The organism is Rhodococcus sp. no. 34 (assembly GCF_054589475.1).
Window position 1 is genome coordinate 1 of the sequence record NZ_BAAILK010000032.1, and the last position, 662, is coordinate 662.

Below are 662 nucleotides of genomic sequence, written 5' to 3' on the forward strand. Positions count from 1 at the left end.
TTTGCTGTTTCTGCGGGTTTCGCGGTGGTTGCGGGCGTCGGGGTTGCTGGTGCGGCTCCGGTGACGGCGGAGGGAAATGTGCATGACTACAAGGTTGTGCGCACTGTCTCGAACGGAACTCCCAATGAGGGGGAGACGATTACGGTGAAGTCGGTGCTGACTCGTACGGGGACTCTCGAGTACCTTCAGCAGGTCAAAGATGTTCATCCGGATTGTCTTACCTACGTGACTGATTCGGCCAAGGTTGACGGTTCGGTGATCGGTCGCAATGACGTCGAGGTTCGTTCTGATTATGCGAAGATCTCGGGCAGTTGGGCGGTGTACTGGAACGGCGGTTTGATCAATCCGAAGTTCCGGACGGTTGAGTTCAGTTACACGGTCGGCGCGGGGTGTGCTCGTGATGTGGATTTGATGACCGAGTTGCATGTCAGTGGGACATTGGGTTCGGGTCAACTCAAGGGTGTCGGTCCGTCGGTGAGGGTTCAGAAGAACGTCTCGACGACGGCACTTGCTCCCGTCGGTGGCGCTCAGGTGGGGCAACCGGTGACGTTGAGTGCGACGGTGACCGGTGGTGCCGACGGTGATTCGGTGGAGTTCTTCGACGGTGCCACCAAGATCGGTGCGGGCGCGCTCGGTAATGGTGTTGCAACACTTGCCTGGAC

1 protein-coding gene is annotated in these 662 nt (G+C 58.6%); it reads left to right on the top strand.

The window, feature by feature from the left end:
* A partial coding sequence (locus tag ACYP01_RS13020; protein ID WP_459680424.1) for an Ig-like domain-containing protein occupies positions 1 to 662 on the top strand: 662 nt, incomplete at both ends.